At 59.2% G+C, this 22,878-nt stretch carries 19 protein-coding genes and 1 tRNA gene; 3 read left to right on the forward strand and 17 right to left on the reverse strand.

The genetic code is table 11. From position 1 onward, the window contains the following. Nucleotides 1-15: 15 nt before the first annotated feature. The 4 genes from ybeY to BANAN_RS04580 all read right to left on the reverse strand — a co-directional run bounded on the left by ybeY (nt 16) and on the right by BANAN_RS04580 (nt 2,990). Nucleotides 16-561 carry an rRNA maturation RNase YbeY gene (gene ybeY, locus BANAN_RS04565; RefSeq protein WP_014697754.1) on the reverse strand — a complete coding sequence of 182 codons (546 nt, stop codon included), beginning with the start codon at nt 559-561 and terminating at the stop codon, nt 16-18. Further along, the gene (locus BANAN_RS04570; protein WP_014697755.1) at nt 551-1,711 is read right to left on the reverse strand and encodes a PhoH family protein; all 1,161 of its coding nucleotides are present in this window, start codon (nt 1,709-1,711) and stop codon (nt 551-553) included. The genes ybeY and BANAN_RS04570 overlap by 11 nt, the downstream gene beginning before the upstream one ends. A 54-nt stretch (nt 1,712-1,765) precedes the next feature. After that, nucleotides 1,766-2,101 (reverse strand): histidine triad nucleotide-binding protein, encoded by a 336-nt coding sequence (locus BANAN_RS04575; protein WP_014697756.1) that lies wholly within the window; start codon nt 2,099-2,101, stop codon nt 1,766-1,768. A gap of 91 nt (nt 2,102-2,192) precedes the next feature. After that, entirely contained in the window at nt 2,193-2,990 is a 798-nt protein-coding gene (locus tag BANAN_RS04580; RefSeq protein WP_014697757.1) for a 16S rRNA (uracil(1498)-N(3))-methyltransferase, read from the reverse strand. A gap of 140 nt (nt 2,991-3,130) precedes the next feature. Here BANAN_RS04580 and BANAN_RS04585 point away from each other — a divergent pair. The 3 genes from BANAN_RS04585 (at nt 3,131) to glgC (ending at nt 5,586) form a co-directional block, all read left to right on the forward strand. Further along, nucleotides 3,131-3,221, forward strand: a tRNA-Leu gene (locus tag BANAN_RS04585). A 54-nt stretch (nt 3,222-3,275) separates the two neighbouring features. After that, nucleotides 3,276-4,148 carry a TrmH family RNA methyltransferase gene (locus tag BANAN_RS04590; protein WP_014697758.1) on the forward strand — a complete coding sequence of 291 codons (873 nt, stop codon included), beginning with the start codon at nt 3,276-3,278 and terminating at the stop codon, nt 4,146-4,148. Between the two features lie 190 nt (nt 4,149-4,338). Continuing rightward, nucleotides 4,339-5,586, forward strand: a complete 1,248-nt coding sequence (glgC, locus tag BANAN_RS04595; RefSeq protein ID WP_014697759.1) for a glucose-1-phosphate adenylyltransferase — start codon at nt 4,339-4,341, stop codon at nt 5,584-5,586. A gap of 81 nt (nt 5,587-5,667) precedes the next feature. On the opposite strand, the gene BANAN_RS04600 is transcribed toward glgC, so the two are convergent. The 13 genes from BANAN_RS04600 to BANAN_RS04660 all read right to left on the reverse strand — a co-directional run bounded on the left by BANAN_RS04600 (nt 5,668) and on the right by BANAN_RS04660 (nt 22,872). Further along, on the reverse strand, nt 5,668-6,240 hold the full coding sequence (locus tag BANAN_RS04600) for a metal-sulfur cluster assembly factor (RefSeq protein WP_014697760.1): 573 nt from the start codon (nt 6,238-6,240) through the stop codon (nt 5,668-5,670). A 1-nt stretch (nt 6,241) separates the two neighbouring features. Then, a complete protein-coding gene (sufU, locus tag BANAN_RS04605) occupies nt 6,242-6,817 on the reverse strand; it encodes a Fe-S cluster assembly sulfur transfer protein SufU (RefSeq protein ID WP_014697761.1) in 576 nt (191 codons plus the stop codon). 89 nt (nt 6,818-6,906) lie between these two features. Further along, nucleotides 6,907-8,178, reverse strand: coding sequence for a SufS family cysteine desulfurase (locus BANAN_RS04610; protein ID WP_014697762.1), 1,272 nt, complete (start codon nt 8,176-8,178; stop codon nt 6,907-6,909). Between the two features lie 30 nt (nt 8,179-8,208). Further along, nucleotides 8,209-8,988 (reverse strand): Fe-S cluster assembly ATPase SufC, encoded by a 780-nt coding sequence (sufC, locus tag BANAN_RS04615; RefSeq protein ID WP_014697763.1) that lies wholly within the window; start codon nt 8,986-8,988, stop codon nt 8,209-8,211. Further along, nucleotides 8,988-10,214: a Fe-S cluster assembly protein SufD gene (sufD, locus tag BANAN_RS04620; protein ID WP_014697764.1), complete on the reverse strand. Its 1,227-nt coding sequence runs from the start codon at nt 10,212-10,214 to the stop codon at nt 8,988-8,990. The genes sufC and sufD overlap by 1 nt, the downstream gene beginning before the upstream one ends. A gap of 3 nt (nt 10,215-10,217) precedes the next feature. Next, complete coding sequence (sufB, locus tag BANAN_RS04625) at nt 10,218-11,672, reverse strand: Fe-S cluster assembly protein SufB (protein WP_193349131.1); 1,455 nt, start codon at nt 11,670-11,672, stop codon at nt 10,218-10,220. A gap of 249 nt (nt 11,673-11,921) precedes the next feature. Next, the gene (locus tag BANAN_RS04630) at nt 11,922-13,589 is read right to left on the reverse strand and encodes a L,D-transpeptidase family protein (protein ID WP_014697766.1); all 1,668 of its coding nucleotides are present in this window, start codon (nt 13,587-13,589) and stop codon (nt 11,922-11,924) included. A 145-nt stretch (nt 13,590-13,734) separates the two neighbouring features. Then, nucleotides 13,735-15,420: a CTP synthase gene (locus BANAN_RS04635; RefSeq protein WP_041777007.1), complete on the reverse strand. Its 1,686-nt coding sequence runs from the start codon at nt 15,418-15,420 to the stop codon at nt 13,735-13,737. 156 nt (nt 15,421-15,576) lie between these two features. Then, the gene (locus BANAN_RS08610) at nt 15,577-17,571 is read right to left on the reverse strand and encodes a pullulanase (RefSeq protein WP_014697769.1); all 1,995 of its coding nucleotides are present in this window, start codon (nt 17,569-17,571) and stop codon (nt 15,577-15,579) included. A 39-nt stretch (nt 17,572-17,610) separates the two neighbouring features. Beyond that, nucleotides 17,611-18,888, reverse strand: coding sequence for a pullulanase-associated domain-containing protein (locus BANAN_RS08615; RefSeq protein WP_237705852.1), 1,278 nt, complete (start codon nt 18,886-18,888; stop codon nt 17,611-17,613). Further along, nucleotides 18,786-20,129 carry an alpha-amylase family glycosyl hydrolase gene (locus tag BANAN_RS08620; RefSeq protein ID WP_162178377.1) on the reverse strand — a complete coding sequence of 448 codons (1,344 nt, stop codon included), beginning with the start codon at nt 20,127-20,129 and terminating at the stop codon, nt 18,786-18,788. The genes BANAN_RS08615 and BANAN_RS08620 overlap by 103 nt, the downstream gene beginning before the upstream one ends. A gap of 499 nt (nt 20,130-20,628) precedes the next feature. Then, complete coding sequence (gene aroQ, locus BANAN_RS04655; protein WP_014697772.1) at nt 20,629-21,090, reverse strand: type II 3-dehydroquinate dehydratase; 462 nt, start codon at nt 21,088-21,090, stop codon at nt 20,629-20,631. A 126-nt stretch (nt 21,091-21,216) separates the two neighbouring features. After that, nucleotides 21,217-22,872: a bifunctional shikimate kinase/3-dehydroquinate synthase gene (locus tag BANAN_RS04660; RefSeq protein WP_014697773.1), complete on the reverse strand. Its 1,656-nt coding sequence runs from the start codon at nt 22,870-22,872 to the stop codon at nt 21,217-21,219. Nucleotides 22,873-22,878 lie beyond the last annotated feature (6 nt).

A 22,878-nucleotide genomic window follows, 5' to 3' on the forward strand; every position in this document is an offset into this window, starting at 1 on the left:
CAATGCCCCCTATGTTCAGTGTCCAAGCTCACGGTTCGTGCCGTATTTGCGTTCGTACACCTCGAGTTCGTTCACCGATCCGGAGGGAAGCGTCGCCGACCAGGCTGTGCCATGGTGCAATGCGAAGAACGTGAGCAGCAGCTGGCGCTGCAGACCGAACATCTGCCGTTCCTGCTCCCGTGTGTGATGGTCATACCCCAGCAGGTGCAGCACACCATGAATGGTGAGCAGCATCATCTCCTCCATCGTGCTGTGACCGGCCGCTTGAGCCTGCTGCTGCGCCACCCACGGGCAGATCACAATGTCGCCGAGCATCCCCTCTGGTTCGGTACGCTCGTCCCCCGGGCGCAGTTCATCCATCGGGAAGCTCATCACGTCGGTTGGCCCCTGAAGGTCCATCCAACGTTCATGCAGCTCTGCGATCGGTTCCGGGTCCACGAAGGTGATGGTGAGCTCGGACTGCGTGCTCACCCGCATCTGGTGCATGACCCACAGGCCGAGTTCCGAGAACACCTTGGGATCCAACTGCCATTCCGTCTCATTGGCGACTTCAACGCTCATCGTCTACCACCATCGCATTCCTGTCATCATCACCACGACCAGGTACCGCCGTGTGCGATGCTCTCACATCCTTGCCGCCCCTACGCCTCCGTGCCGCGTCATCATGCGACTCGTATGCGGCCACAATCCTGCCCACCAACGCATGACGCACCACATCCGAAGCCCCCAGATGCACGAACGCGATGTCATCTATGCCTCCAAGAATCGATTCGATCGAGGCAAGCCCGGAACGCGGCACATCGAGGTCGACCTGTGTGATGTCGCCGGTGATCACCATCTTCGTGTTGAACCCGAGTCGGGTGAGAAACATCTTCATCTGCTGGCCCGTCGTGTTCTGCGCCTCGTCGAGAATCACGAACGCGTCATTCAGCGTTCGGCCACGCATGTACGCCAGCGGAGCCACCTCAATGGTCCCGTCGTCGAGATACCGCTTCATCCGTTCAGCGCCGAGCATGTCGGAGAGCGCGTCGTACAGCGGCCGCAGATACGGATCCACCTTCTCGTTGAGCGTGCCCGGCAGGAAGCCGAGGTTCTCCCCCGCCTCGACGGCTGGGCGGGTGAGGATGATGCGCCTGACACGCCCCTCCTCGAAGTCGCTCACGGCTTTGGCAACCGCCAGATAAGTCTTTCCGGTACCAGCAGGACCAATGCCGAATGTGATCGTATTCGATTCTATGGCGTTCACGTAGGAGACCTGGCCGGAGGTCTTCGGCCGCACCGGATACCCGGCGGCATAGGCGATGGTCCCCGGCACGCTCGGCTTGCGATGAACGGACTCAATCTGTCGCGACTGCATACGCTCATGCTCCTTGAAGCGGCGCAGTTTCTGCACGACCGGACCATGACCGGGCACCTCGTCGCGTACATCGTTATGCAACACCTGCTGTTCCATCATGCGGCGAACCGCATCCGCGTCGAGCGGACTGGTGTAGGCGGCATCGATGAGTGCGCGAATTAGCTCCTGCGCCTGTGACGCCTCGCGCTCGCCTTGCCGCGAGGTGGAGGTGATGGTGATGCGATTGCCGCGCACATGCACGGTAATCTCCTTGTATTCGCGCTCGATCTCGCGGATCACCTCATCGTACACTCCGAGTACTTTCACGGAATCCAGCTGTTCGGGAATATCGACCGTTCGTGTTGTAGTCGTCAACTGCTCCTCTTCTATACGTTCTATACGTCTGTGGTCTCTTGGAAAGGTATCGTGTCATTCTTCCATGGGCTCGCCGGTGAGCACATGTGCATGCACATGGAACACCGTCTGCCCGGCGTCCTCACCAGTATTGAAGATCAAGCGGTACGAGCCGTTATATGCGTCATCGGCAATACCCTGGGCCACCTCGACCATATGCGCCAACAATGCCGGATCGGCCTGCGCCAATGCGTCGACGTTGCGGTAATGGTCGCGAGGCACCACCAGCACATGCACCTTGGCCTTTGGATTGATGTCTTTGAACGCATACACCTGCGCGTCTTCGAACACCTTCTCGCTCGACACCTCGCAGTCAATGATCTTGCAGAACAGGCAATCCGCGTCTTTCATACCGTCTCACTCCTTGGCGTGATGGATTTTTCCTCTGCCCATACTACCAATCCGCGCGCATATTCATTCCATGAAGGAACGCGTCGTCCGCTCAACGGTACCTGCCTATCGCACGGCTCAGCAGCCCAAGCGCCACGGGGCCTGCAGCCGAGGCGCGCAGGATGTTGCGCCCCAGCACACAGACCAACGCGCCCGCCTCGGCGAACATTTCGACCTCCTGATCGCTGATGCCGCCTTCAGGCCCCACAACCACACTGACCGTCCGTTCCTTGCCGTCATCCAGGCATTTCGCAGCAAGCTCCTCCACTTGGCGTTCGACGTCCGACCATGTGGCGTTCGCGTCCTGATGGAGCACGATGACCAGATCGCCATGCACCATGGCACGCCGAATCATGGCAAGAACCTGCTTGCTTGTTGCCATGTCGTGCAGTTCGGGAATGAATGCGCGCCGAGATTGCTCGGTGGCCGCACGCAGCGTCTGCATCCATTTGCGATCGGTGCGCCCCGCTTTGAATCTTGCGATGGAACGGTCCGCCTGCCATGGTGTCACCTCGTCCACCCCAATCTGCGTGGCCATATCGATCGCCTGCTCATCGTGCCCATTCTTGGCCAGAGCCTGAATGAGGCCCAATCTGACCACAGGGCGTTCCTCCTTGGTGAATCCGAGCACCCTGACGATGCCCGACTTGGGATCGTCCACCACAGCCTGGATGCGCAACCCCGTGCCGTCGGAAAGCTGCAGCTCATCGCCTTCCTTCAGGCGCATGGAGCCGATGGCATGTCGCCTCACCTCCTCGGGCAGTCGCAGGGTCCACCCGGTCTGCAGTTCATCACTGCTCAGCGGAGCATCGTCACTGGTCGTATCCACCACAAACATTGCGTCGGTCATAGTTGTACCTTAGCGCATATGGGTAACCGTTTTCCCCTGAATTCCAACCCTTTGGCCTCGTTCTCAAAAAACGACACGCCGAATTTGCACTGATCCGTATATTCGCGTATATTTTCTTTCTGTTGCACTGCAACGCACCTGTCCGGGTGGCGGAATGGTAGACGCGCTAGCTTGAGGTGCTAGTGCCTATTTTATACAGGCGTGCGGGTTCAAGTCCCGCTCCGGACACCAGCTGCCGGCTCCTTTGGGAGCCGGTTTTTTATTTCTCCATTCGGAAAGGCAATCATGCAGCTGGTGCATCTCGAGTCCATCGATGACCCTCAGGTGGAGGCATACACGAATCTCACCGAACTTCAGCTACGCAACCGGCTCGAACCAAGCAAAGGCATATTCATAGCGGAATCGCCCAAGGTGATCACGCGTGCATTGGCCGCGGGACGTCAACCGATTTCCCTGCTGGTGGAGGAACCATGGATCGAGGGCATGTCCGACATCTTCGCGTTCATCGATGAACACTGGGGCGACGACATTCCCGTCTACGTCGCCTCTCCCGAACAGCTCAGACGCATCACCGGCTACCGGTTGCACCGCGGGGCGTTGGCTGCCATGCGTCGCTGGGAGCTTCCCACTGTGGCGGAGGTATGTGCAAATGCCACACGCATCGCCGTGCTGGAGAACATAGTAGACCACACTAACGTCGGAGCCATCATGCGTTCGGCAGCGGCGTTGGACATCGATGCGGTGCTGGTCACGCCTTCATGCTCAGACCCGCTGTATCGCCGCGCCATCCGCGTGTCGATGGGCACCGTTTTCCAAGTGCCATGGACGCGCATAGGGGGCGATGACGTGCACTACTGGCCGTGGCAGGGTCTGGAGGAACTGCATGGGCTCGGCTTCACCACCGCGGCGATGGCGCTATCCGATGACTCAATCTCGCTTGACGATCTCGTGTGCCGTCTCTACGCCGACGACAACACACATATCGACAAGCTGGCGCTGATCTTCGGCACGGAGGGTGACGGCCTGTCACGACATACGATCGCGAATGCCGATCTCACCGTGAAGATTCCCATGAGCCATGACGTGGACTCCCTCAACGTCGCCGCATCAAGTGCCGTCGCATTCTATAGCACGCGCGACCTGAAACACGTCCACTGATTCGAAGCGTGGGGAGACATCCTCCGAAAACGGTTCCATATTATGAAACGTTTTGAGCTTTTCTTGCAAAAACGACGGCGTTTTGGGCGATTCGGTTTTACCTCACAGCGAATCTATGCAATTATTGAGGTGTCTTCAATGATGAATGCTGAACAGATTAGGTTCTGTGGATCCGCAGGAAGGAGCTGCTATGGCGAAGAAGAACCCCAAGATTCTTTCCATCGTCCTCGCAGGCGGCGAAGGAACGCGTCTCATGCCGTTGACCAGGGATCGCGCGAAGCCCGCCGTCCCATTTGGTGGTGTATACCGACTCATCGATTTCCCGTTGAGCAATCTGGTGAATTCCGGATACAGTCAGGTGATTGTGCTCACCCAGTACAAGTCGCACTCACTTGACCGCCATATCTCGCAGCTGTGGCGCTTCTCCACGTTGCTGGGCAACTACGTCTCCCCCGTCCCCGCACAGCAGCGGCTCGGCAAGCACTGGTATCTCGGCTCAGCGGACGCCGTATACCAGACGATCAACATCATCGAAGATGTCCAGCCTGACATCGTGGTGATCGTCGGGGCCGATCACGTCTATCGCATGGACTTCGAGCAGATGGTGAACCAGCACATCGAATCGGGCGCTGAGTTCACCGTAGCCGGCATTCGCCAGCCGATCGAGCAGTCCAGCCAGTTCGGCGTGATCGAGGTGGACCCCGAGCACCCGAATATGATCAAAAGCTTCCAGGAGAAGCCGAAGGAGACGACGGGGCTGCCAGACAACCCGAATGAGATCCTCGCCTCCATGGGCAACTATGTGGCGAACACCGACGCGTTGTTCAACGCGCTCTCCATCGACAGCAAGGCCGAGAACACGAAGCACGATATGGGCGGCGACATCGCCCCGTTTTTCGCCGGACGCAACGAGGCCGGCGTCTACGACTTCAGCAGGAACGAGATTCCAGGGGCCACCCCCACGGATCATGCCTACTGGCGCGACGTGGGCACGATCAGGCAGTTCTACGATGCGCATATGGATCTCATCTCCTGCACACCCGAATTCAACCTTTACAATATGGAATGGCCGATTTATACGAATTCAGGCAATCTTCCGCCGGCCAAGTTCGTGCATGCGGCCGGCGACCGTATCGGCCATGCCACCGATTCCATCGTCTCCCCCGGCGTCATCGTATCGGGTGGCGAGATTCACCATTCGGTGATCTCACCGAATGTGCGAGTGCATTCATGGTCGCAGGTCAATGACTCGATCCTGTTCGACAATGTGGAGATCAACCGCCGGGCCCGTGTGAATCGTGCCATTCTCGACAAGAATGTGGTGCTCACCGAGAATTCGACTGTTGGTCTTGACGTCGAACACGACTTGGCACGTGGCTTCACCGTGACCTCCGACGGCATCACCGTGGTGCCGAAGGGAACGGTGGTCGACGACTAGTCAGCCACATGTGACGTGCTGTGGTATGTGGAAGGGGCCGCCTCCAATATATTGGAGGCGGCCCCTTCCACATACCACAGCTCAGTATTGTGGCATATTGTCGAGGTTGAAGCCCAATGCCGCAAGCTGGTCACGGCCTTCCGGCGTGATCTTGTCGACGGTCCAACGAGGTGTCCAAGTCCAGTCAATGCGGAACTCCTCCACCAAGCCGGCCAAGGTGCTGGCGCATTCGTCTTCAATCAGGTCGGTCAATGGGCATGCAGGCGTCGTCAGCGTCATCGTGATGATCGCGCGGCCGAGCTCATCGATTTCGATGCCATAGACCAAACCCAGGTCGATCACATCGATGCCCAGTTCCGGATCGATCACCTGATGCAGGGCCTCCTTCACATCCGCCGCAGTGGCACGGCCGATCTCATCGACACCTTTGAGCTCGATGCCATCGGATCGGCATGCGCATTCATGGTCTTGCGACCGGTCGCCATGGCTGCCACAGCACTCTGACTTGACGGCAGATGCGTCGTCGTTGCCCAGAATGTCCTTCGCCAACGATGGATTCGCAATGATCGCCTGCGCCTCATCCTCATTGCCGACGACGGCATTGACCGCATCGAAGATGGTAGATTGCGGTTCGGGAACCAAATTGCCGCTCATATCAGTCCTCCTTCATCTCGTCATGCTCGGTTGCCTCGGAGTGCTGGGATGCGAGGGCCTTCGCCAATGAGTCCCTGAGCCCCTCCCAGCCGAGCAATGCGCATTTGATGCGCATCGGGTATTTGGAAACCCCTTGGAATACTGCGGCATCGCCCAACGCATCCTCTGCCTGTTCGTCATCGAGACCGGCGCCTCGCGATTCCATCAGCTTATGGAATTGGCCGAACAGCTCCATGGCCTCATCGACGGTCTTCCCTTCCACGAGATCGACCATGATCGACAGGCTCGCCTGTGAAATCGAGCATCCTTGACCATCCCAGACAACGCTTTCGATGCGGCGGGGTTCACTATCGCTCACTTCGACATGCACGGTGACCTCATCGCCACAGGTCGGATTGAATTGGTGCGACCGTGCCGCGGAGCAGGACTCATGCACAGCGGTGACTGTCGCCTCGCCCCCGATTGCCGCGGGATCGCCCTCCGATGTCAGTGTGCCCCTGCCATGTGGATGACGCGAGGCATCGAGAATCACTTCCTGGTACATCTGCTCGAGTTCCTGGCTTCCCAAATCCGCCATCCCGCTCCTTTCCTTCATTCCTACACAAGCAACATATATCGTTCGGGACTATTCCCCGCCTGTTAGGTAGCCCGAAGACTCCTACGCCTTCACCGCAGGAAGAAGCGACGCACGCCTTCCACCGCCTCAACCAACGCCTGTGCATCCTCGGGTGTGTTGTATATGCCCGAAGACGCACGGTTCGAAGCGAATACACCGAAATGCCTGTGGATGGGCTGGGCGCAATGATGCCCTACACGTATCGCGATACCTTGGGCGTCGATATACTGCCCCACATCGTGCGGATGCACCCCATCTACTTCGAAGGCCACCGTGCCGATGCGGTTCGTCCCGTCCTGAGGGCCCAGAATGCGAACTCCATCAACTTCGGCAAGCCGGAGCAGTTCTTCGGTGATGATGCGTTCATGGTCGGCAATCGTCTCCATGCCGATGCCCATCATCCAATCCGCCGCCACGCCGGCTGCGACCACTTGGGCCACCGGCTGCGTCCCGGCCTCGAACCGTGCCGGAGGCGCCATGTACTGGGCAGGCCTGTCCATGAAGGCAAGCTCGACCATGGAACCGCCGAACTTGGCCGGAGGCAATGCCTCCAACAAATCGCGCTTGCCGTACAGGAAGCCCACGCCAGTGGGACCGTACATCTTGTGGGCGCTGAACACTGCGAAATCCACGTCCAATGCATGGAAGTCGACCGGAATGTGAGGCACCGATTGGCATGCGTCCAGAATGAAGACGCCCCCGACCTCATGGGTGCGCCTGACAATCGGGGCGATATCGGTTATGGCACCGGTGACATTGCCCACATGGGTCACGGCCACCACCTTGGTCCGTTCCGTGATGACCTCGCCTGCGGTGTCGGAGAGGATGCGACCGTCGTCATCCAGATCGAACCATTTGAGGGTGGCGCCGGTGCGCGAGGCAAGCTCCTGGAACGGCAGCAGTACGGAATGGTGTTCCGCGCGAGAGACGACGATCTCGTCGCCCGGTTTCAATGCGAAACGCTCAGCGACCTTGCCGCCACGCCCCAATGAGGCGTTGCCGAACGCCGTGGCCAGCGTGTTGAGTCCGTCGGTGGCACCCATGGTCACCACAAGCTCCTCGTTGCCTTCCTCAGCTGAGGCGCCTACGAGTGCGGCCACCTTGGCACGGGCCTGTTCGAAGGCGACGGTGGACAGACCTGCCAAGGTATGGGCTCCGCGATGCACACCGGCGTTGACCGTCTCATAGAAACGGGATTCGGCGTCGATGACGCACTGCGGCTTCTGCGCTGTGGCGCCACTGTCGAGATACACCAGCGGATGGCCATTGATCTGCTGGTCGAGAATGAGGAATTGCTCGCGAATCGCAGTGATATCCGTCATCACAACACCTTACGAATAGTCATGGGTCATTCACGCCAAAGCAGATTCGGAATCTGAACCCTCCGGCAGGTACATGTCGTAACCGGTCTCCTCCAGCTCGTCGGCCAACTCCGGGCCTCCCGTCTTCACGAAGTGACCCTGCGCGAACACATGCACGACGTCGGGCTTGATGTACTTGAGAATACGCGTGTAATGGGTGACCATGAGGATGCCGAAGTCGTTGCTCTCCTTGGCACGATTCACCCCCTCAGACACGACGCGCAGCGCATCGACGTCAAGTCCGGAATCCGTCTCGTCGAGAATCGCGAACTTCGGCTTGAGCATCTCGAGCTGCAATACCTCGGCCCGCTTCTTCTCACCCCCGGAGAACCCTTCGTTGACGGAGCGCGAAGCGAATTTCGGATCCATCTTGAGATCCTTCATCGCGCTGGAAAGCTCCTTCGCCCACGTACGGATCGCCGGCGCCTTGCCAGTGACCTCGGTGACGGCGGTACGCAGGAAGTTCGTCATGGAGACGCCGGGAACCTCGACCGGATACTGCATCGCCAGGAACAGGCCCGCCTTGGCGCGTTCATCCGGCGTCATCTTGAGAATATCCTCGCCGTCGAGCAGCACTTCACCCGAATCCACCTCGTATTTCGGGTGGCCTGCCAGAGTGTAGGCCAGCGTCGACTTGCCTGAACCGTTCGGTCCCATGATCGCATGGGTCTCGCCCGAGTTCACCGTGAGATTGACACCGCGCAGAATTTGCTTGCGGCCTTCCTTCGTCTCCACCGATGCGTAAAGATCCCTGATTTCCAACGTCGACATTACTTCTCCTCCAAAACGTTCGTCATTGCTTCGTTCTCACCGCGCACCAGGCGACGGTCGATGGCCTGCATGAGATGCGTGGCGATCTCATCGATGCCGATCTCCTCGACGAGCTCGCCGAAGAAACCGCGCACGACGAGCTTTCGAGCCTCTTTCTCGGGGATGCCGCGCGATTCCAGGTAGAACAGTTCCTCGTCGTCGAAACGGCCGACCGAGCTGGCATGCCCCGCGCCCACTATGTTGCCGTTCTCGATCTCCAGATTCGGTTCGGAGTCGGCAACGGCTCCCGGCGTGAGCACCAGATTGCGGTTGAGTTCGTAGGAGTCGGTTCCCGGTGCGGTGGGCTGGATCAGCGCATTGCCCACCCACGTGGAATGGGCGCCCTTGCCGCTCAACGCACCCTTGTAGACCACACGGGACTTGCATTCGGGTTCGTTGTGCACGACCATCGTACGGTGTTCGATATGCTCGCCTGGATCGACGAAGTAAATGCCGAGCATGTTGAGCTCGCCATGCTCGCCGCCGAAATCCTGATCCATGCGGATGCGTACCACGTCGCCACCGAGCGTGACCTGCGAATGACGCAGCAATGCCTCCTTGCCCACATGGATGCGATGGTTGCCCACATGCTTGGAGCCACGGTCCCATTCCTGAATGAAGGTCGTGCTGATGTGGGAGTCCTCGCCGGTGACGATCTCCACGCCTTCGGCGAGTCTGGCATTGCCATAGTGCTCCACGACGACATCGGCATGGACGCGAGCGTCGGCTGCGATGACCAGATGCAGGGCATCCAGAGCGTCATCGGTTCCGAACACCTTGACCAGCACGGGATGCTCGAGATCCTGCTTGAGTTCGATGATCGTGGATTCCCTGGCACTGTTCCATTCGACGCAGGAGACACGGTCATTCGGCATGCCCACGGTACCGCTCAGGTCTTCGCCCATGTTCACCGTGCGCACATCGACCTTGGACCCGTCCACTGCGGAGCCATCGATCATCGTCACGCTCACCTGCGTTCGACCGCTGGGTTCGAACACATCGAAGAATTCACTGAGTCGGTCGACGGGCGTGAATCGCCAATCCTCCTGCTTGCGCGTGGGCACCGGGAACGTCTCCACTTCGAATGAGCGTGGCGCCGTGTCGGCACTCGACGGCATGGCGGCGGGAACCGCATACGGGTCATTTGGATCCGCCACCGGGATGTTGATTTCCTTTGGGTCTGCCATAGGTCAGCCCACCGATCCTTCCATCTGCAATTCAACCAAACGGTTGAGTTCGAGCGCGTATTCCATGGGCAGCTCGCGGCTGATTGGCTCGACGAATCCACGCACGATCATCGCCATGGCCTCCTTCTCCTCAATGCCGCGGCTCATCAGGTAGAACAGCTGGTCCTCGGAGACCTTCGAGACGGTCGCCTCATGGGCCATCGAGACGTCGTCCTCGCGCACATCCACATGGGGGTAGGTGTCGGAACGTGAGAAGTCATCGACCAGCAGCGCATCACACACCACATTGGAGCTCGACCCTTCGGCGCCGTCGACGATCTTGACGAGTCCTCGATAGGCGGAACGCCCACCTCCTCGCGATATGGACTTCGCGACGATGGTGGAAGAGGTGTGGGGGGCCAAGTGAATCATCTTCGCACCGGTGTCCTGATACTGCCCCTTGCCTGCGAAACCCAGCGACATCGTGGAGGCGCTGGCGTAGGGTTCGGCAAGGATGCAGGCGGGGTATTTCATGGTGGCCTTCGAGCCGATGTTGCCGTCGACCCATTCCATGGTGGCACCCTCGCGCACGTAGGCGCGTTGCGTGACGAGATTGTACACGTTGTTCGACCAGTTCTGCACGGTGGTGTACCGGACGCGGGCGTTCTTCTCGACGATGATCTCGACGATTGCGGCGTGCAGCGAGTCGGTCGAGTAGATCGGCGCCGTGCACCCCTCCACGTAATGCACGTAGGAGCCTTCGTCGGCGATGATGAGCGTGCGTTCGAACTGCCCCATGTTCGGGGTGTTGATGCGGAAGTAGGCCTGCAACGGAATGTCCACATGCACGCCCTTGGGCACATACACGAACGAGCCGCCCGACCATGCTGCCGTGTTCAGGGCCCCGAATTTGTTGTCTTCAGGGGGGACGACCGTTCCGAAGTATTTCTGCACCAGTTCCGGGTACTCACGTACGGCGGTGTCGGTGTCGACGAAGATGACGCCTTGCTTGGCAAGATCATCCTGAATGGAGTTGTAGATGACCTCGGATTCGTACTGGGCCGCAACACCGGAAACCAGGCGGCTCTTCTCGGCCTCGGGTATGCCCAGCCTGTCGTAGGTGGTTCGGATATCCTCAGGGAGGTCCTCCCAGCTTGCGGCCTGCTTGCCGACGGGCTTGACATAGTACTTGAAATCCTGTGCGTGGAATCCCGAAAGATCCACACCCCATTTCGGCATCGGTTGCTCGATGAACGCCCGGTAACCACGCAGACGCATGTCGAGCATCCACTCAGGTTCGTGCTTGTCCGCCGAGATCTCACGAACCACGTTCTCATCGATGCCTTTTTTCGCCGCTTCTCCTGCGGCGTCGGAATCATGCCATCCGTAGCTGTATTCGCCGAACTGCTCGATGATCTCGTCGTCCTGTCGCAGCTTGTCTTCATTGACGCGACCGCGATCGGCGATGTACTGATTCATCTCCACATCCCGTGCGGCATGGGGCGCCTGGTTGTCTGCCACTTGCGCTGCCTCCTATCAAATTCGTTCCTGTCTTAACCTAACAGAAGGAATGACAAAAATCTAGGTTTTTCATCACTTTTCTCCCGTAATGTTCATCACGTCTGCAAGACTCGACGACGATAGCGGCCGCCCCATGTGGCATGCTTTCGGATAACGAAGGCCCGGCGAGTTCTAGAACTCGCCGGGCCTTTCTAGTTTTGTTGCCCCTTATTGCTGGACGTGCACGCTGGTGCCATCCACGCACCAGTTGTAGAACCATTCCGCCATGTCCCAGCCGATGCCGACGCAACCGTGGGAGGTGTTCTCACCCAAGGCCTGAATCTGCGCATCGGTGTATGGGGTCTGCGTGGCAATGCGATGGATGGCGCAGCCGCTCTTCGAGAAATAGTTGACGAAGCCGACGTTCTTGACGTCCCACGTCTCCCTCTTGCCGTCCGAAAGCGTCAACGTGCCCGACATATTCTGAGATGGGTATTTGAGCCAGATCTCGAAATCACCTTCTGGCGTGCACATGTCGCCCGAGGCCTGGCATTTGCCGGTGGCATAGTCGTTGCCTTGGCCTGCGGACATATGCATCGTCTTCACCGCGTTGCCGTTCTCCAAAGCGGTCACGGTGTGATCCGAGAGATCGACCACAACGTGCCGTTTTGTCTCCTTCACCTTCATCGGGTCGAGTTTGCCGGAAACGGACACGGTCCCGTTCCCCTTGCCAAACGCATCGATCGCCTTGGTGCCGATGTTGGCGTCTGTACCATCGTCGAGTGTCACACCATCATGGCCTTCCTTGATCACTTCGATCTCGGTGCCGTTGTTGTTGACGATGACCTCGCGATCTTCCTTGGTGGACTTGATGTTCGGCTTTATCTGCTCGTCATATGCCTTCTGCAGGACAGTCGCATCGTAGACGACGTTGCCGTTGCGGATCTGGCCTTGTGGCAGCGTGCCGTTGCCGTTCGGGTCGATCGTCGTCGCGGCGAGGATCATAGATGGTGTGAATGCGGCGAACCGTTCCTTGCCAATGTACACGCCCGGCTTCTGTGCCATCAATTTGTCCAACGTGGATTTGGCCTTGTTCGCCTCATCGGTGGTGATTGCCGGCGAGATGGTCTTGAGCTGCACCTCCACGGTCTTCGGTTTCTGCGCTCCCAGGGACTGCACGACACGCACCGCCTCGTTGGCGGTCTCGGTCGGATCGGCGCCGTGACCCTCCGTGCCTTCGATGACCGTGATGGTGCTGCCATCATCGCCCACCTGCAGCTTGGCGTCGACGGGTTTGATGCTGTTGGTGCCCAGCTGCTCATCGAGGACTTCCGGATTCGCATCCTTGGCATCAATGGCCGGGTTCACGTCATGCTTCGCCCATGGTGCATATCGGGCGAATACGTTCTCATGGCGTTTCGCATCCACTGCCTCCTGGGCGATTTGCTGTGCATCGACCTTGACGCCGAGGTCCGACAGCGTGACCGACCCGGTTTTGCCCTCGTAGCTCACCGGAATCTTGGTGCCGTCCACCTCGTTGGAAATGGTCTGGACAATCTGCTGCTGCGTCTTTCCGGACACGTCAACTCCCCAGAGCGTGGTGCCGGGCAGCGCGCGGATATTGAAAAACGCCACAAGACCGGCACAGGCGCCTGCCAGCACGACGACCAGCGCCACCACGATCCATGGCCATACATGGTGCCTCTTTCCTGCGGCAGGCCCATTCATGCCTGCATTGGAAGCGTGCTGCTGTGGGGGCTGTGGAGGCAGTGGCACATCCTGCATCGGCGTGAACACCTGCGTCGACTCGAAATCACGCATGTCGCTGGCATCCGATGGCACCTGATTGTTGGCTCCGTTCGAAGAGAACCCACCATTGCCGGATGGAAAAGTCATATTGCTCCTTGAAAACACTCCCCAAAGAAATCCCAAAAGGAATTGGGCCTGTCCATATTATGCAACATGGTCATGAACAGCAAGCGGTTCATGACCATGTTTCGTGCATTCTTCATAAAGCCGCCTCACCGACGGCACGCAGGCCCTATTCGGCAGTGGCCTTCTTGGTGTCACGCGCCTCCTGATGGTCCAACGCAGCCTTCACCAAACCGGCAAACAACGGGTGCGGCTTGGTCGGGCGCGATTTGAACTCCGGATGCGCCTGGGTGGCGACATAGAACGGGTGCACATCCTGCGGCAGTTCCACGAATTCGGTGAGCTCGCCGTCGGGGCTCTGGCCGGAGATGACCAGACCGCCCTCGCGCAGACGATCCTTGTATGCCACGTTCACCTCGTAACGATGACGATGGCGTTCGGTCACATGGGTGGTGCCATAGAGCTTGGCGACCAGCGAATCTTCGAGCAGTTCCGCCGGATAGGAGCCCAGACGCATCGTATGGCCCATGTCGCCATTGCCGGCGACGATGTCCTTCTGCTCCTCCATCGTGGCGATGACGGGATTCGCGCACTCCGGGTCAAACTCTGAGGAATTCGCATCCTTGATGTCGAGCACGTCACGGGCATATTCGATCACCATCGACTGCAGCCCCAGGCACAGTCCAAGTGCCGGAAGCTTGTGCTCGCGTGCGAAACGCAGGGCGCCGATCTTGCCGTCGATGCCACGAATGCCGAAGCCGCCCGGAATCACGATGCCGTCGACATTGTTGAGGGCCGCAGCCGCACCGGCCTCCGTCTCGCACAAATCAGCGGCGACCCATTTCACGTTGACCTTGGCCCAGTTGGCAAAACCTCCGGCCTTGATGGCCTCGGTGACCGAAAGGTACGCATCGGGAAGGTCGATGTACTTGCCGACGATGGCGATGTTCACCTCATGCTTGGGGTGGTGCACGCGTTCGAGAAGGTCCTCCCACTCGTCCCAATCAACGTCGTGGAACGGCAGGCCGAGCTCTCGGACCACATAGGCGTCAAGACCTTCGTCGAACAGCACCTTCGGCACATCGTAGATGCTGTTGGCGTCCACACAGTTCACCACGCCCTCGGAGTCAACGTCGCACATGAGCGAGATCTTGTCTTTGATGGACTGGTTGAGCGGACGGTCGCTCCTGAGCACGAGTGCATCAGGCGAGATGCCGAGCTGTCGCAGCATCATCACGGAATGCTGCGTCGGCTTCGTCTTGAGCTCGTGGGCGGCGGCAATGTAGGGCACAAGCGATACATGGATGAACATGCAGTTCTCGGGACCGAGATCACGACGCACCTCACGTGCGGCCTCCATGAACGGTTGCGATTCGATGTCACCCACCGTGCCGCCGATTTCGGTGATGATCACGTCGACGTCATCGGAGGCCTGCGCACGCATACGGGATTTTATCTCGTTCGTGATATGCGGGATCACCTGCACGCACTGGCCGAGGTACTCGCCGGCACGTTCCTTGCGAAGGACCTCCTGGTAGATCTGGCCGGTGGTGACGTTCGCCTTCTGTGAAAGGAAGACGTCCAGAAAACGCTCGTAGTGGCCGATGTCGAGATCGGTTTCCGCGCCATCCTCGGTCACATAGACCTCACCGTGCTGGAACGGGTTCATGGTGCCGGGATCGACATTGATGTACGGGTCGAGTTTCTGCTGCAGCACACGCAGTCCCCGGCTGCGCAGCAGACGTCCAAGAGAGGAAGCGGTAAGACCCTTGCCAAGGGAGGAAACAACGCCGCCAGTGACGAAAATATGCTTGGTGACGTGTTCTTGAGCATTGCCATGTTGTCTTCTAGCCATGGGTCTTCATGGTATCGCTCTGGCATGACATACACAAAGGGATTTTTCTCGACGCTGCGTTGCATCATCTTCGCTCCAACAACAAGAGGGCGCACCTGCGAACACGCCCTCTTGTATTTCGCCTATTCAGGCGCCTGTCTCTTGCCGGTTCAATGTTCACTCACTGGAAGAGTGAGCCCTGATCAGCATGCCGGAGCCAGCGATGAGCAGCACAATGACCATCGCAATGATGACCGCGATCGACGAGCCAGTGGACGCCGTGCCGCCATTTGGGGCTGACGAGTTGTTCGCACCATTGGCAGCATTGTTGGCGCCATCATGAGCGTTGTTGCCACTTGGCTTGTCAAGCTGATCCGAATGATCCGAATTATCCGGATTATCCGGATAATTCGGGTTAGTCGGGTTGTCGTCCGGCTCAGTCATCGCCGCGGTTGGGCCGAGCAGCAGGGCGCTCTTGGCAGGAACCGCAATGGCATCGCCGTCCGCGATTTGCACGGTGCTGCCTGCCTTCGAGACATCCTTGCCGGTATCCGCTGGTGCGGCATCAGCTGCAGCTGCCGTCGTATCGGAGACTGCTGGATGCAGATAGGTCTTGCCATTGGAGACCAGCACGCCGTACTTGCCTGCGGTGACACCACTGAGATCAGTTGGCTGATCATTGTGGTTGAGCACAACCACGTAGTTCGCGCCGTTGCCATCCTTGACCTCGTATGCGACGAGGCCATCGGCGGACTTCAGCACCTTCGCGTTCTTGTTGATCGTGTCATAGGCGCCGACACGGAGCACAGCGTTGCACTTGCGAATCTTGATCAGATCGCGCATGTACTGCGCGTTGTCCGCGTACTCGGCGTCGTTGAGGCGATCCCAGTCGAGCTTGTTGGTGTCATCGCCAGCATTGTAGCTGTTCTCGTCGCCACCCTTCGTGCGCAGCATCTCCTGGCCCACCTGGAATTCGGAGACGCCATAAGCAAGGAAGACCGCTGAATCAGCGAGCTTCGAAACCTTGATCTTCTCGGTCTTCTGCGCTGCGTCAAGCTCATCGTCGGTCTTCTTGCCGAATAGCGAGACATTGAGCTTGTCGCTGAGCGTCAGATTGTCATGGATCTCAACATAGTTGACGATCTGCCCTGCATTGCCGTATTTCACGTTCGCGTTGCCGTTCGTGCAGAATGAGCCTTTCGAGATGCCTTCCAGATTCTGGCAGCCGAGCATGTTGTTCAGGATCAGACCCTCGGTGTTCGGCTTGCCGCTTGCGAAATCGGTGTCTTCCGTTGAGAACACGGAACCCTTCAGACCGTCGCGGATCGAATCGTTGAAGAACGAGACCGTGGAGTTGCGGGTGTCGAGCTCGTAAGCATTCGGCTGGATCTGCACGTGCGTGACGCCGAGTTCCTTCAGGTAGTCGGCGCCAGTCGCTTTGCCTTTGGAGTTCTTCGTGCCGTTCTCAATCATGCCGAGATACTTGCCGCGGTGCGCTTCGGAAACGCCGGAGTTGGCGTTCTTCGTCAGATCGCGAATGTGGGTTTCAGCGATGACGGCGTCGGTGTTCTTCGTGAATGGGGCCATTCGCCTGGAATCCTTGACGGTCGTCACTGCGTTGGACAGAACGACGGAGCGGCGGCCATTGACTACGGATGCGCGGGCATACGGGTCGGCGGAATCGTTCGTCGTGCCGTCCGCGAAAGACACACCGTAGATGTAGGCAGTGCTGGAAGGAACCTTTTCGGTAGCGTTCCACACGCCCTTCTCACCAAGTCTCATTTCCACGACAGCGGCCTCTTCAGCGTCCGCGGAATCAGCGGACCTGAAAGTGACGAGCTCAACCTTCTGTGCCGTCGGAGCCCACAGTTTGAAGACGGTGCCATTCTTGTCGTATGTCGCGCCAAAGTCGTCGCCGTTGTATGCATACTTCCTGTCGAACTCATCGGTGCGCACCACGGAGCCTGCAACGGCGTCAGCGAAACCTAAGTCGGTGATTTCGAGTGCGTACTTGCCCCTGATGTCAAGATCCTGGTCAAGGGTGACGGTAACGGTGGTACCGTCGGATTTCACGTCCTTGACATTAAGTTTCCGGCCGCCGGCATCGGAGACGATGACGTCGGATGCCTTCACTTCGGCATTCTTCGAAAGCTTGGCTGAGATCTCGCGCATTGCGGAGATCTCCGCGGAGGTGATGCGCGTACCAAGGGCCTAGCGAGCGGTATAGACCGTGGAATCGTCCTGCAGCCAGACCTCAGCCTTGGCGCTGTTCGTCGCCTTATCGAAGACGAGCGCGCTTGCCGTCATCTTGATGTCATCATCACCGCCGTCCTTCCTCTTCCACTCATCGGCGCCATAACGGCGCAGCATGCCGAAGTCGGACGTGCCATCGGCTGCAGCTGGGTAGGCGTAGTTGTTGAAGGACGCGAGGGCGAGCCCACCCCAATCGTCATGACTCTTGAATTTCGCCGCGAATCCGTTCGTGTTGAAGTTCCAGGTCCACACATCCCACTGAGGAACCTTCGTGTCGGCGTCTGCCGCGTTGAAGTACAGGCCGTCGTTGCGCATGTAGTGGATCGTCACGTCAACCTTCTGCGCTGTGCAGCGGTAGTCGGCTGGCGCCTTGTCGAGCGTGACATCGTCTGCACCGGTGCCGTCCACCCACACCTCGGCGGTGCCATCGGCAGCGACCTTGGCCGAACGGTCGCCACCGAACTTGTTCCAGCCGTCGGTGGTAATGATGAAATTGAGGTTGTTGAATGTACCGTCGAACTTCGGCTCGGCCACCTTGCCATAACAATCCTCACCGGTGAATGCGAGGTGCTGTCCCGCGAGCTCGGCTCCCGCGGCATCCTTGCCCCAGACGTACACACCACGGTTTGCAATGAACTCGTCGGACGCCGGCTTGTAATGCACGAGCAGACGTGTCTGACCTGTGACGGCTTCAGGGTTGCCCACACTAAGCGCGCCATTCTCGACGCCGACCTGCGTGATGCCTTTGGCGATCAGATAGTTCTTGCCGTTGTCACTGTCCCAGTCGCCGCCGCCATCGTTGAAGCAGATCTGGTGCTCCTCGCCCTTGGTGTCGATCGTCTTCTTGTAGTAGCCCTGCGCATCCCGACCTTCCATCTGCTCGCCCGGAACGGCTGTCCAGTCGCTGCCGGCACCATGGTGCACGAAGACCTTGCCCCACTTCTTGGTGGGCTTGTACCAGACGGTCGTCGTCTGATCGTCGGGCTTGACGGTGTTGTTCGGAATGACGACGTCCGGAGTGCTCGGATCAACGGCCACCTTGAAGTCGGGGTGCGTCGCCTTCGTGGCACCTCCATAGATCGCTATGGCCTGCATGGCCGGCACACTCGCCTTGATCTTGCCGCCGGAGACGGTCACGGTCTTCGAACAGTCCTGTATCGCGTAGACGTCGCAGTACTCGCCGCCGGGCATCGTGGTCGAGTATTCCGCCTCCTTGCTCTCAGTTGAGTTGTTGATCGCAACGAAGCCCTTGCCACCGCGCGAGAACGCGATGCTGTTCGCGCCGTCGTCCAGCGTTGCTGGCAGTTCCAATCGGCGTCCTTTGTCGAGCACGTCTGGCTGAAATCAACGTCCGGCACCGCGGTTTCGGTCGCACCCGGCGCGCCGTTGTCGTTGACGTCGTACTTATAGTCGGAGAGCAGACGCGGCGTGCCGTAGTCGTAGGCGAGCATGAACGCGTTCGCGAGCGCGTACATCGAACCGTTCTTGTACGTGATCGCGCCGTCGTTGCGGGCTGTGTCCCAGTTCGTCACGAAGACGTTCGCATCCTTGGATTCAATCGCGTTCGGGTTTTGCGATAGGTCGCCGATGCGCGTGGAAAGGTCTTTGAGTGCGGCGATCTTGCCTTTGAATTTGGCGTTGAGGTCCGACTTGTAGTCGAACTGTGTGACGGTTCCTGTTCCAAGATAGTTGCGCGGCTGGATGCCGGGTGCCTCGTTCGCGTTGCCAATGACCTCTTGGATCCAATAGATGTCGTCGGCGCTCGTGCCAACCTTTCTGGCCATCTGGTCCTTGATGGCCTTCATGTCCTCGTTGTTGATGTGCTTGACCGCATCCATGCGGAAGCCCTGTACGCCCATGTTGTAGAGTTTGGCCAGGTAATCCGACTGAATCTGCCGTACCTTCTCGCTCGACGTGTCGAAGTCCCACATCGAACTCAAACGGCCTTCCTGCACCTCCTGCTGGTTCTTGTAATCGGAGATGCTCGCGCCGTTGTTGTAGTCGTGGAAGTCAGCGGCGGTCACGCCGTCGGGGTACCGGTTGCTCTCGCCGGTGAATCCTGGGTAGTCGCCGGTCGTACCGTTGTATCTGGTGCCTGCGACGCCTGTTTGCTCACCTGCGGCGACGTCCGACCCGGTCGTCTGGTGGAGCACGACGTCGGCGATGATGCCGACGCCTGCCGCATTGCACTGTTCCACCATGGCCTTGAACTCGGCTTCGGCGCCGAGTTTCGAATCGAGCCGATAGCTGACCGGCTGGTAGGAGGTCCGCCACGGGGTGCCTCGGATCGATTCCTGCGGAGGAGACACCTCCACATACCGAATCCCCTCGGGCCCATAGGTGCGCCAGCATTCTTCCGCGATGGTATTCCATGTTTGCTGGAATGCGATCATCTGTATGTGCGTGGCCTTCGGCAGCTGGGGACTGCCGGTGCCGGCTGGCGCCGCATTCGCCGCATTCGGTGCCGCGATCACCATACCGGCGCACAGCGTGGCCAATGCCACGCTGATGCCTGCGGTCCGGCGAAACGCGGTGTGCATGTGCTGAATCACCATGTCGTTCCTGTCCTTCTAATCCAGTGGCGATGCAATGCAAATGCGCATATGCAATCGCCTCTTCCCTGACGTATGCATCTTGCGCGCGGCCATGCGCAGATTCCACAGGTGTTTGACAATAAACGCATGCATACGTTTGCATGGAATCCCCATCAATGTATTACGTTTTCCGATCGTGTGCATCCTCCAACGCATTTTCGTCGCTTTGCACTGCGTGTTTGAAGCCCCCCGCGCTACGCATTGCACGCATGACCCATGGCTTGCCGTACCGGAGTCCGCAACCGATTGCATTCGGATGTCGCGTCATTGCAGGCATCCGAAAACCATATGATCGATGCCATCAGGCATCATGCGCACGTTTGCACGAAAAATCCCCGCCGCGGATGCGACGGGGATAATCTGGGCGGCCAAGGGAGGCGCCCTATCTCATCAGTTCTGCGACGGCCTCGAGTGCGAGCTTGTATCCCAGGTAACCCAGTCCCGTGATCGTGCCGGTGGCCACCGGGCTGATCACCGAACGCTTGCGGAACTCATCGCGTGCGGCCGGATTCGAGATGTGCACCTCCATGAGCGGCAGGTCCGCGTCGAGCACCATGTGCGCGGCGTCGGCCAACGCATAGGAGTAATGGGTGAAGGCGGCGGGGTTCATCACCACGGCGATGCGCCGGTCCGCGGCCTCGTGCATCCAATGCACCATCTGCGCTTCGTCATCGGTTTGGCGCACATCGACGTCAAGGCCATATTCGACCCCCCACTGGGTGCAGAGTCGACGCAGCTCCTCGAGATCCTGCGAACCGTACACATCCGGCTGGCGCACTCCGAGCCGCCCCAGATTCGGCCCATTGACCACCATGACCTTGATCGGCTGTGACTTCGTTGCCATTGTCCCTCCAATTCGTTGCCGTTGACTGCTCTCCACTATAGCGAGGCCGGAGCGTGTACGGGCGGTCGGCTCCCCACTTTGCATTCTGGGCGTATATTCACCTCGCGCCTGCCAGACCGATTCCATTCACGGGTTCTGCACGCGGTGGAAGGCCTCCTCGACGACCTCCGAATCGGGGTCATTCAGATGGAAGGGCTCCCCCACACGTTCAAGGCCCACGAACCGCAGCGTGTTGCCACGGGCCTTCTTGTCACGATGCATCAATGCGAGGACCTCATCGAAGCCGGCGCCGTTCCACGATGTAGGCAGATCGAGGCTGGTGAGCAGGGACCTTGTGTAGTCCACCGTGTCACGGTCAAGGTGCCCGGTCAGGCTCGACAGCTCGGCGGCATAGACCATGCCGACGGCCACGGCGTTGCCGTGACGCCAGCGGAAATGCTCGAGCTGTTCGATTGCATGACCGAAGGTGTGGCCGTAGTTGAGGAATTCGCGCAATCCGGCCTCCCGGAGATCTGCGCTCACATGGTGTGCCTTCACACGGACGGTGCGCTCGATGAGCTCACTGACCACGTCCTCCAGAGGCGTGCCCAGGAATGTCTCGCCATTGAACGCGCGTAGTTCGGCGGCATGGTCCTCGAGGATGCGCAGAATCTGCGGGTCCATGATGAACCCGGATTTCGCCACCTCGCCCAGCCCTTCGATGAAGATGTCGTTGGGCAGCGTGGTCAACGTGCGGAGGTCCGCCAGCACGCCGGCCGGCGTGTAGAACGAGCCGACCAGGTTCTTGCCTTGAGGTGTGTTGATGCCGGTCTTGCCACCGGTGGAGGCGTCCACCATGGCGAGCAGCGACGTCGGGCAGTTTACGTAGCGAATGCCGCGCATCCACGTGGCAGCCACGAATCCTGCCAAATCCGTGCAGGCCCCGCCACCGATGCCCACAATGGCATCCGAACGGGTGAAGCCCTCCGTGCCCAGCCGTTGCCAGATCCCATTGGCCACCTCGATGGTCTTGCCGGCCTCGGCGTCCGGAATCACAATGTCCGATACCTCATAGCCTGCCTGACGCAGCAGTCCGCGAGCACGGTCGCTATGGCGCTGCACGGACTGCGTGTGAATGAGCGCCACGCGCACAGGCTGCTTGCCCAGCACTTCAGGCAGGTGGCTCAACGCTCCTTCCCCAATGCGCACATCGTAGGGTTCGATTCCCTTACCATCCACATGTACAGTATGCTCTGCAACCATTTCTATCATCCTTTTCGCCGCGGCTTTGGGTGTCATACCCCGCGTTGGTACGACCAGATTCGCCACCTGGCGGTATACGGGGTCGCGTTGTCTGAACAGCGACATCCAGCGTTTCTCGGCATCGCCTGTGAGCATGGGGCGACCGCCTCCCCGGTTGGCACGTTCCATGGCCTCATGTGGGTCGGCCTTCAAATACACCACCTTACCGCCCTGCGCCACATACTGTGCCAGACGCCGACGTATGGCCTTCGTCATCGGCGCTCCGCCCCCCAAAGAGAAGATGCCGCCGAAGGAATCCAGAATATCGCACACCACATCACGTTCCACCTCGCGAAACGCCGGTTCCCCATATTGTGCGAAATAGTTCGGTATGCTCATGCCGATCTCGCGTTCGATCTCCACGTCGGCGTCGAGAAATGGCAGACCGCGCATCTGCGCCATCTCCCTGCCGAGTCGAGTCTTTCCCGCGCCCATCATGCCGATGATCACGGCCTGCGGTTGCCTGCGGGGTTTGCCCGCGTGCCTGTAGTTATGCGCCATGCCCTG

Origin of the sequence: Bifidobacterium animalis subsp. animalis ATCC 25527, from assembly GCF_000260715.1 — a bacterium.
Lineage (GTDB): Bacteria > Actinomycetota > Actinomycetes > Actinomycetales > Bifidobacteriaceae > Bifidobacterium > Bifidobacterium animalis.

Bases quoted from the DNA above. Each gene is read 5' to 3' on its own strand.
- ybeY (WP_014697754.1), bottom strand. From the start codon at position 561: ATGAGCGTTGAAGTCGCCAATGAGACGGAATGGCAGTTGGATCCCAAG.
- BANAN_RS04575 (WP_014697756.1), bottom strand. From the start codon at position 2,101: ATGAAAGACGCGGATTGCCTGTTCTGCAAGATCATTGACTGCGAGGTG.
- BANAN_RS04580 (WP_014697757.1), bottom strand. From the start codon at position 2,990: ATGACCGACGCAATGTTTGTGGTGGATACGACCAGTGACGATGCTCCG.
- BANAN_RS04590 (WP_014697758.1), top strand. From the start codon at position 3,276: ATGCAGCTGGTGCATCTCGAGTCCATCGATGACCCTCAGGTGGAGGCA.
- glgC (WP_014697759.1), top strand. From the start codon at position 4,339: ATGGCGAAGAAGAACCCCAAGATTCTTTCCATCGTCCTCGCAGGCGGC.
- BANAN_RS04600 (WP_014697760.1), bottom strand. From the start codon at position 6,240: ATGAGCGGCAATTTGGTTCCCGAACCGCAATCTACCATCTTCGATGCG.
- sufU (WP_014697761.1), bottom strand. From the start codon at position 6,817: ATGGCGGATTTGGGAAGCCAGGAACTCGAGCAGATGTACCAGGAAGTG.
- BANAN_RS04610 (WP_014697762.1), bottom strand. From the start codon at position 8,178: ATGACGGATATCACTGCGATTCGCGAGCAATTCCTCATTCTCGACCAG.
- sufC (WP_014697763.1), bottom strand. From the start codon at position 8,988: ATGTCGACGTTGGAAATCAGGGATCTTTACGCATCGGTGGAGACGAAG.
- sufD (WP_014697764.1), bottom strand. From the start codon at position 10,214: ATGGCAGACCCAAAGGAAATCAACATCCCGGTGGCGGATCCAAATGAC.
- sufB (WP_193349131.1), bottom strand. From the start codon at position 11,672: ATGAATCAGTACATCGCCGATCGCGGTCGCGTCAATGAAGACAAGCTG.
- BANAN_RS04630 (WP_014697766.1), bottom strand. From the start codon at position 13,589: ATGACTTTTCCATCCGGCAATGGTGGGTTCTCTTCGAACGGAGCCAAC.
- BANAN_RS04635 (WP_041777007.1), bottom strand. From the start codon at position 15,420: ATGGCTAGAAGACAACATGGCAATGCTCAAGAACACGTCACCAAGCAT.
- BANAN_RS08610 (WP_014697769.1), bottom strand. From the start codon at position 17,571: ATGCGCGAGATCTCAGCCAAGCTTTCGAAGAATGCCGAAGTGAAGGCA.
- BANAN_RS08620 (WP_162178377.1), bottom strand. From the start codon at position 20,129: ATGGTGATCGCGGCACCGAATGCGGCGAATGCGGCGCCAGCCGGCACC.
- aroQ (WP_014697772.1), bottom strand. From the start codon at position 21,090: ATGGCAACGAAGTCACAGCCGATCAAGGTCATGGTGGTCAATGGGCCG.
- BANAN_RS04660 (WP_014697773.1), bottom strand. From the start codon at position 22,872: ATGGCGCATAACTACAGGCACGCGGGCAAACCCCGCAGGCAACCGCAG.